Origin of the sequence: Brevundimonas sp., from assembly GCF_013823285.1 — a bacterium.
Classification (GTDB): Bacteria; Pseudomonadota; Alphaproteobacteria; order Caulobacterales; family Caulobacteraceae; genus Brevundimonas.
Genome location: NZ_PNLV01000109.1, coordinates 1 through 7,560 on the forward strand (window position 1 = coordinate 1; position 7,560 = coordinate 7,560).

Genomic DNA, 7,560 nt, shown 5'->3' on the forward strand with positions numbered 1-7,560 from the left:
GATGATGATGGCGTCATAGCCGCTCAGCTCATCAATGGTGGCGATGGGGGCGGCCTGGTCCAGCTTGTAGCCGGACTTCCTGGCCAGCTCCTCGGGCACCAGTTCAGGGACGCGCTTGATGTCCACCTGGGCGCCCTCGACCTGGCGCGCCCCCTCGGCGACGGCTTCGGCCATCTTCTCGATGTGGCCGTAGGTGGAATGATAAAGCACAAGAACCTTGGGCATGGGGAGCTCCCTGTCTGGAATGAACCGGTCGGCGGTATTGCAACCGCATCAGTTGCCGATTTGGTCGCCGTCTCACCCGGTTTCAACCCGTCCAGCTCAGAAAAGATGCGTCAGGTGGGTTTCAGTCCGCAGGGAAACGGCGCAACCGCTCGATAGAAGGCTGCGTTCGCCGGAACGGCTCCGCCACGGCTGAGGCGAAAGGCGTGCTCCACCGCCGAGGCCTGCTGCTCGATGTTCAGCCCGTCCCATGCGCAGTCCTCAATCGGATAGACATAGGCGGCGCGGCTGTCCCCTGCTTTCAGCTTGGCCAGCAGCAGGTTGGTCCCTTGCTGCGCCTGCCAGACGTGAACCAGCTCATGAATGAAGGTGGCCTGGATCCTCAGACGCGCGGCGGCGATATCGTCGGGCAACCCACGACGCGGCCAGACGATCCAGTCCCGCCCGAACCAGCGGCCCGGCACGAACGCACGCGGGAACGGCGAGGCCAGGATGCGGACGCCATCCAGCGTCAGGGCGTCGCCGAACACCTCAACGACCAGATCCCTTTCGCCCGCAGTGAGAGGTCGGATCAACACGGATATCTCCTCCCCACACCGTGGGGAGGGGGACCGCGCCCGCAGGGCGTGGTGGAGGGGGCGGCGCGGGCGAAGCCGACTGGCCATAACGCGTCGAAGACCGAGCCGCCCCCTCCGTCACGGGCGCTGGATCGCGCCCGCGCCACCTCCCCATCCCAGGCGATGGGGAGGAGAACCCTCACGGCCCCACCCACTCCCAGTGCCAGGGCTCATAGACATAAGGGACGAAGCCGAAGCGGCGGGCATTGACCACCAGCCAGCGATAGGTCGCCCCTCGGCTCTGGTGCAGGCGGTTGTAGGGGTCCGTGGAGTCCACGCCATAGCCGTGGGCGTGGCCGACATAGAGATCGACGGCTGTGCCGGTCCGGTGCGGCGAACACACCGCCCGGCGCAGGCCGTCGCAATTGCCCTCGGCGGCGCAGCGGGCCGCGTCGGCGGCGGGATCGCGCAGACCCGAGAAGATCTGCAGCAGCTCCGGGTCCGCCGCGATCTCCGGAACCTCGGCCCGGGCGGCGGCGGCCATCCGGCGATAGGCCTCCAGCACGTCCCGGCGCAGCATGCGGGTGATGCGGTCGGCGTGCTCTTCCTCGGGCAGCAGATAGGCCCAGGTGTTGATGGGCGGCGGCTCGGGACACTCGCCGGCCACCCGGGCCATGACAAAGGGCCGCCGCTCCTGCCAGACCCCGCGAAACACCTGGAACGCAGCCGCGTCGAACACCCCGGTCGGGACCAGTCCGTAGCGCGTCTGGAACGCGGCCAGGGCCGAGGCGAATCCGGGCGAACCGGGCGAACAGGGCGTCGCCAGTTCCTGCTGGATCAGCGGCGCATAGGTCTCCCACCCTGTCTCAACGCCGGCGAAGGGCGCCCATTCCATGCTCAGCACCGACTGCCCGTTGGCCACGGCCGCGTCGCTGAACGTGTCCAGCTCGACCCAGCAGGGATCATCCGGCGCCTGGGCGCGGACGGTCGTCGCCAGCCCGAAGGCGATCAGCAGGGCCAGGATCAGGCGCGAAGGGGTCATGGGCTCACCTTCGATCAGGCCGCGCGCGCCCGCAAGCCGCTTGCCGAGGATCATCCGCGGCGCTCAGATGCCCGTGACCGCGACTCAGCGGCCGTCTCAGGCCCGTCCATGCCCCAGCCCGCCGCCTCGCCCGCCGCCTCAGCCTCATCGCCCGCACCCGCTCCGCGCCGCAGCAACGGCGTGCTGGCCGCCTTCTCGGCCGCGTGCCTGCCCTATGCGGCGCTGGGCCTGCCTGTCTACGTGACCCTGCCCGAGTTCTACGCCAGCCATGTGGGCGTGGATCTGGCGCTGGTGGGGGTCATCTTCCTCGTCATCCGCATGGCCGACATCTTCGTCGATCCGGCCCTGGGCATGGTCATCGACCGCACCCACAGCCGCTTCGGCCGCTATCGCCTGTGGATGGGGCTGGCCGCGCCGGTGCTGATGCTGGCGGTGGCCATGCTGTTCATGGTGCGGCCCGGCGCCGGCGGCGGCTATCTGGCCCTGTGGCTGATCATCATGTCGCTGGGCTTCTCGGTCAGCATCCTGTCGCAGATCAGCTGGGCTTCGGCCCTGTCCTCGGACTACGACCAGCGTTCGCGCATCTACGGCTGGTGGCAGACCGCCAACATCGTCGGCGTGCTGACCGTGCTGCTGATCCCGGTGCTGGTCCAGTCCATGGGCTGGGGCGACTACGCCGCCGCCGTGCGCTGGCAGGGATGGTTCATCATCATCGCCCTGCCCGTGACCCTGGCCATCACCTTCGCCTTCACCCCTGAGCCGCCCCCCGGGCCGCCCGCCGACGCCGCCTCGCGCTTCGCCTATCTGAGCCTGTTCAAGCTGCCGGTCATGCAGCGTTTGCTGGGCGCGGACCTGATGCTGGGCGTCGCCCGCGGCGTGGTGGGCGCGCTGTTCTTCTATTTCTTCGAGGCGGTGCAGGGCTTCGAGCGGTCCCAGACCTCCATCCTGCTGCTGGTCTATTTCGTGGCCGGCCTGTTCGGCGCGCCCGTCTGGAGCGCGCTGGCCGTGCGGCTGGGCAAGCACGCCGCCCTGATCCTGGCCTGCGTCTATTTCGCCGTGACCCTGCTTCTGGCCAGCTTCGGCGCGCCCGTCCTCGCCGCCCTGCTGGGCGTCTCGCCCCTCATCATGGCGGCCATCATGGTCGCCCTGGTGGGCCTCGCCTTTGCGTCGGGCGACCTGCTCCTGCGGGCCATGATGGCCGACGTGGCCGATCAGGTGCGGCTGGAGCAGGGTGCGGACCGCACCGGCCTGCTGTTCTCGATCCTGACCGCCACCTCCAAGCTGGGCTATGCGGTGTCGGTGCTGACCTTCACCGGCCTGCAGTTCGCGGGCTTCAATCCGGCGCTGGTGGAGAACAACAGCCCCGCCGCCCTGATGTGGCTGCAGGTCATGTTCGCGGGCCTCCCGGCCCTGTGCCTGATGCTCGGTGCCTGGGCGCTGTATCGCTATCCCCTGACCCAGTCGCGCCACGCCGAGATCCGCGCGGCTCTGGATGCCGCAAGCACAGCACGATAAGTCCCCGCCATGACCGAACCTCGCCCCATCGACCGCCTGATCCAGATCATGGAGCGCCTGCGCGACCCCGACGGCGGCTGTCCGTGGGACGTGGCCCAGACCTTCGCCACCATCGCGCCGTACACCATCGAGGAAGCCTACGAGGTGGCGGACGCCATCGAGCGCGGCGATCTGGATGAGTTGAAGGGCGAGCTGGGCGACCTTCTGTTCCAGGTGGTGTTCCACGCCCGCATGGCCGAGGAGCAGGGTCTGTTCGCCTTCGACGACGTGGCCGTCGCCATGGCCGACAAGCTGGAGCGGCGCCACCCCCACGTCTTTGGCGACGAAGCGGCCAGAACGGACGCCGTGGCCCAGAAAGCGCGCTGGGAGGACATCAAGGCGGGTGAACGGGTTGCGAAGGCTCAGCACGGGGTGCTGGACGACGTGCCGGTGGGCCTGCCCGCCCTGGCCCGCGCCGCCAAGCTGACCAGGCGCGCCGGCCGCGTCGGCTTCGACTGGCCCTCCACCGACGAGGTGTTCGACAAGCTGCATGAGGAAGTGGCCGAACTGCGCGCCGAGATCGCGGCGGGCGATCTGGACAAGGCCCGCGAGGAGATGGGCGACCTGCTGTTCGTGGTGGCCAACCTGGCCCGCAAGCTGGAGGTGGAGCCTGAGGACGCCCTGCGTGGCGCCAACGCCAAATTCGTCCGCCGCTTCGCTTTCATCGAGGCGGAACTGGCGAAGGACGGCCGCGCGCCGGACCAGTCGGACCTGGCCGAAATGGACGCCCTGTGGAACGCAGCCAAGGCGGCCGAGAAGGCCGGCTGAGACGAGTTACACCCACGCCTTCCCGGCGCCCTTACAATGGTTGGCCATCAGGACCCGGCGGAGCCGATTTCGGACAATTCGTACTATTCGGACTCTGTTTTTTGGGTCCAGAGTCCGAAATCCGGGGGTGCTCACGCCGCCCGGATGATGCCCAGGAAGTCTCCGGCCTTCAGGGAGGCCCCGCCCACCAGCGCTCCGCCCACCTCCGGCGTGCCCAGAATTTCGGCGGCGTTCGACGGTTTCACCGACCCGCCGTACAGGATCGGCGCCGCGCGGGCCGTCTCGCCCAGCCGGTCCACCATCGCCGCCCGCACGGCCCGGTGGACCGCCTCGATCTGCTCCAGCGTCGGGGTCAGCCCCGTGCCGATGGCCCAGACGGGCTCATAGGCCACAGCAAATTCTTTTCCATTCAATGACTTGGTCAGAGAACCTGCAACCTGAGCCTGAACGACCGCCACGGCCTCGCCCGCCTCACGCTGCTCCAGGGTCTCGCCGATGCAGATGATCGGCTCCAGCCCGGCCGCCAGCGCCGCCTCCACCTTGGCCGCCACGTCGGCGTCGGTTTCGCCGTGCAGGGCCCGCCGCTCCGAATGGCCCAGAATCACCAGGCCCGCGCCCGCATCCACCAGCATCGCGGCCGATACGTCGCCGGTGAAGGCGCCGGAGGCCTGGGCATGGCAGTCCTGCCCGCCCACCTCGACGGCCGAGCCCTCCACGGCCCGGGCCAGGCGCTCGATCAGGGTCGCGGGCGGGCACAGGGCCACGCGGGCGGCTGCGGGTTCGTCCTTCAGGGCGGCGGCGAGCGCCAGCGCCTCATCAAGGGCCGCGCCGGTCCCGTTCATCTTCCAGTTTCCGGCGATCAGGGGTCGGATGTGTGTCATGACCGCTGTTTAGGCGGGGGTTCTGGCCAAGCCAAGGGCTCCCCGCTTGCGGGACCGCCGCCCCCTCCCCTATACGGCCAGTCTGCGCACTCTTGCGCTTCGTGATCCAGGGCCCGCCGCATGATCTCCTCGTTCCGCAAGCTCTCGAAGTCCTGGGTCGCCCCGATCATCGTGGGTCTGATCGCAATCAGCTTCGTGATCGTCGGCACGACCGACTTCCTGGGCGGCGGCAGCCGCAACGGTCCTGTCCTCAAGGCCGGCAGCCGCGAGGTCAGCCAGATCGAATACCGGCGCATCGTGGATCAGCGGATCGAGGCGTTCCGCGAGCAGTCCGGTCAGTCCGTGACGATGCAGGACCTCGTCGCCCAGGGCGGCCACCTCCAGATTCTGGAAGGCGTCGCCGAAACCGAAGGCTTCCTCGCGTGGGCCTGGCGGGCCGGTCTGCGTCCTGGCGCTGAGCTGATCGCCGCCCAGATTCGCGAGTTCCCGGTGTTTTTCAATCAGGTCACCGGTCAGTTCGACCCGCAGCAATACGCCCAGGCCCTCGCCCAGCAGAACGTGACCGAGGCCGATTTCGAGGCGGAGATCCGCGACCAGTTGGCGGCCAACCACTACGGCGCTGCCATTTACGCAGGCCTGCGTCTGCCGCGCATCTACGGGGCCGTGCTCGCCGGGCAGTCGCTGCACACCCGGGACGGCAGCTGGTTCGTCGTGACCCCGGCCATGGCGGGTCAGGCCGAGCCTCCGACCGATGAGCAACTGAACGCCTACCTGAACGAGAACGCCGCGCAGCTGCGCCGCCCCGAGTTCCGGTCCATCTCCCTGGTGGTGTTCAGCCCGGCGTCCGAAGCCGATCTGCCGCCGCTCACCGACGAACAGATTCAGGAACGCTTCGAGTTCCGCCGCGAATCCCTTTCCCGGGCCGAGACCCGCACCTTCACCACCCTGACCGCCCCCGACGAGGAAACCGCCGTCGCCATCGCGCAGGCCCTCCGCGGCGGCCAATCTCCAGCCGCTGTCGCCGCGGCCAACGGGGTGCAGCCGGTGGAGTACGAGAACCGCGCCCGTTCAGCCGTGACGGATCCGGCCATCGCCGCCGCCGCCTTCGGTGCCGAAGAGGGCGCGGTCGTCGGCCCCGTCCGCAGCGGCCTGGGCCGGACCGTGATCGTGGTCGAGTCCGTCACAGAGGGTCAGGCCGCCACCTTGGCGTCCTCTCGCGAGGCCATCGTTCAAGAGTTGCGCGAGGAGGCCATGCGCGGCCAGACCTATGACGCCGTCGAACGCTACGAACAGGCCCGCCAGGACGGCGCGTCCCTGGCCGAGGCGGTCGAGGCCGCCGGTGCCCGGGTCATCGACCTGCCGCCGTTCACCGAGGACGGCCGTCTGCCCAACGGGCAACCGCTGAACGCGCCCGCGCAGGTGCTGCGTAGCGCCTACGCCCAGGACGAAGGCGGCGAGAGCGACGTCATCGACGCCGGCCAGGGCCAGTATTTCGTGGTTCGGGTGAACGAGGTCACACCCGCCGCCATGCCATCCCTTGACGATGTCCGCGAGCCGCTGGCCCAGAACTGGCTGCAGCGTGAGAACACCCGGCGCCTTGCGGCCCTCGCCGATGAGCTGGCCGGACGGGTGCGCGGCGGTGAGTCCATCGCCGAGGTCGCGGCTTCCGTGAACGCGACCCTGGTGACGCGCACCGGCGTTCAGCAGAACGAGGAAACCCAGGCCCAGGTCGGCCAGGGCGTCATGCGCGGGCTGTTCAGCCAGGGCGTGGAACAGGTGTTCAGCGGCCAGCAGGATGGTCAGAGCTTCGTGATCGGACGTGTGGACCGCATCCGCGCGCCCGTCCCGGCGCTCGCCGCCCCGCGCGCCGAGCAGATCCGACCGCAGATGAGCATTCAGGCGGCCGAGGCTCTGGGCGACGGGGCCCGCGCCGCTGCGACCAGGCAGATGAATGTCCGCACCTGGCCCGAGCGCGCCCTGAACGCCCTGGGAATCGATCCGACCCAGATGCCCGCCGCCCCCGCCGCCGAGCAAGAATGAGCCAGGGCGCTGCTTCGCCCTCGCCGGACGACTTCGCGCGTGACTGGAGCGAAGGCCGGGCCCAGGTGGTCTTCCGCCGCCTGATCGACGATCTGGAGACCCCTGTCTCCGCCTGTCTCAAACTGGGCCGGGGGGAACCCTACGCCTTCCTGTTCGAATCGGTGGAGGGCGGCGCCTGGCGCGGCCGCTATTCGATCCTGACCCTGGCGCCCGATCTGGTCTGGCGTTGCCGCGGCGACAAGGCTGAAGTGGCGCGCGGCGACGATATCGCGGCCGACCGGTTCACAGCCGAACCGGACGGCGCGGTCGCCTCCATGAAGCGTCTGGTGGACGACGCCCGCATCCCCCTGCCCGAAGGCCTCCCGCCCATGGCCGCGGGCGTGTTCGGCGTGTTCGGCTATGATCTGGTGCGCCTGTTCGAGCCCATCGGCGCGGCCAACCCCGACCCGCTGGACCTGCCCGACGCCGTCCTGACGCGGCCTTCCATCGTGGCCAT

Annotated in this window: 7 protein-coding genes and 1 pseudogene; 4 read left to right on the forward strand and 4 right to left on the reverse strand. The window is 69.4% G+C overall.

Annotated features, from left to right (window positions below):
* The 3 genes from C0461_RS12255 to C0461_RS12265 form a co-directional block, all read right to left on the reverse strand.
* Positions 1–225: flavodoxin domain-containing protein (locus tag C0461_RS12255; RefSeq protein WP_363378508.1), on the reverse strand; the 225-nt coding region annotated here is incomplete at its 3' end.
* Between the two features lie 110 nt (positions 226–335).
* Entirely contained in the window at positions 336–800 is a 465-nt protein-coding gene (locus C0461_RS12260; protein WP_292107354.1) for a hypothetical protein, read from the reverse strand.
* Between the two features lie 178 nt (positions 801–978).
* Positions 979–1,875, reverse strand: a complete 897-nt coding sequence (locus tag C0461_RS12265) for a D-alanyl-D-alanine carboxypeptidase family protein (RefSeq protein ID WP_292107356.1) — start codon at positions 1,873–1,875, stop codon at positions 979–981.
* Between the two features lie 54 nt (positions 1,876–1,929).
* Between C0461_RS12265 and C0461_RS12270 the strand changes: the two genes are divergently transcribed.
* Together C0461_RS12270 and mazG are read left to right on the forward strand one after the other, a co-directional pair.
* On the forward strand, positions 1,930–3,336 hold the full coding sequence (locus C0461_RS12270) for an MFS transporter (RefSeq protein ID WP_292107358.1): 1,407 nt from the start codon (positions 1,930–1,932) through the stop codon (positions 3,334–3,336).
* Between the two features lie 9 nt (positions 3,337–3,345).
* Positions 3,346–4,143, forward strand: coding sequence for a nucleoside triphosphate pyrophosphohydrolase (mazG, locus tag C0461_RS12275; protein WP_292107359.1), 798 nt, complete (start codon positions 3,346–3,348; stop codon positions 4,141–4,143).
* 131 nt (positions 4,144–4,274) lie between these two features.
* Here mazG and tpiA read toward each other — a convergent pair whose 3' ends face one another.
* The gene (gene tpiA / locus C0461_RS12280; RefSeq protein ID WP_292107362.1) at positions 4,275–5,024 is read right to left on the reverse strand and encodes a triose-phosphate isomerase; all 750 of its coding nucleotides are present in this window, start codon (positions 5,022–5,024) and stop codon (positions 4,275–4,277) included.
* A gap of 120 nt (positions 5,025–5,144) precedes the next feature.
* Here tpiA and C0461_RS12285 point away from each other — a divergent pair, with 120 nt between their 5' ends.
* Positions 5,145–7,064: a peptidylprolyl isomerase gene (locus C0461_RS12285; protein WP_292107365.1), complete on the forward strand. Its 1,920-nt coding sequence runs from the start codon at positions 5,145–5,147 to the stop codon at positions 7,062–7,064.
* Positions 7,061–7,560 (forward strand): annotated as a pseudogene (locus tag C0461_RS12290) (anthranilate synthase component I); the annotation flags it as partial. The gene C0461_RS12285 and the pseudogene C0461_RS12290, both read left to right, overlap by 4 nt.

Excerpts from the sequence above, each read along its gene's own strand:
- mazG (WP_292107359.1), top strand. The coding sequence starts at position 3,346 with ATGACCGAACCTCGCCCCATCGACCGCCTGATCCAGATCATGGAGCGC.
- C0461_RS12265 (WP_292107356.1), bottom strand. The coding sequence starts at position 1,875 with ATGATCCTCGGCAAGCGGCTTGCGGGCGCGCGCGGCCTGATCGAAGGT.
- C0461_RS12270 (WP_292107358.1), top strand. The coding sequence starts at position 1,930 with ATGCCCCAGCCCGCCGCCTCGCCCGCCGCCTCAGCCTCATCGCCCGCA.
- tpiA (WP_292107362.1), bottom strand. The coding sequence starts at position 5,024 with ATGACACACATCCGACCCCTGATCGCCGGAAACTGGAAGATGAACGGG.
- C0461_RS12285 (WP_292107365.1), top strand. The coding sequence starts at position 5,145 with ATGATCTCCTCGTTCCGCAAGCTCTCGAAGTCCTGGGTCGCCCCGATC.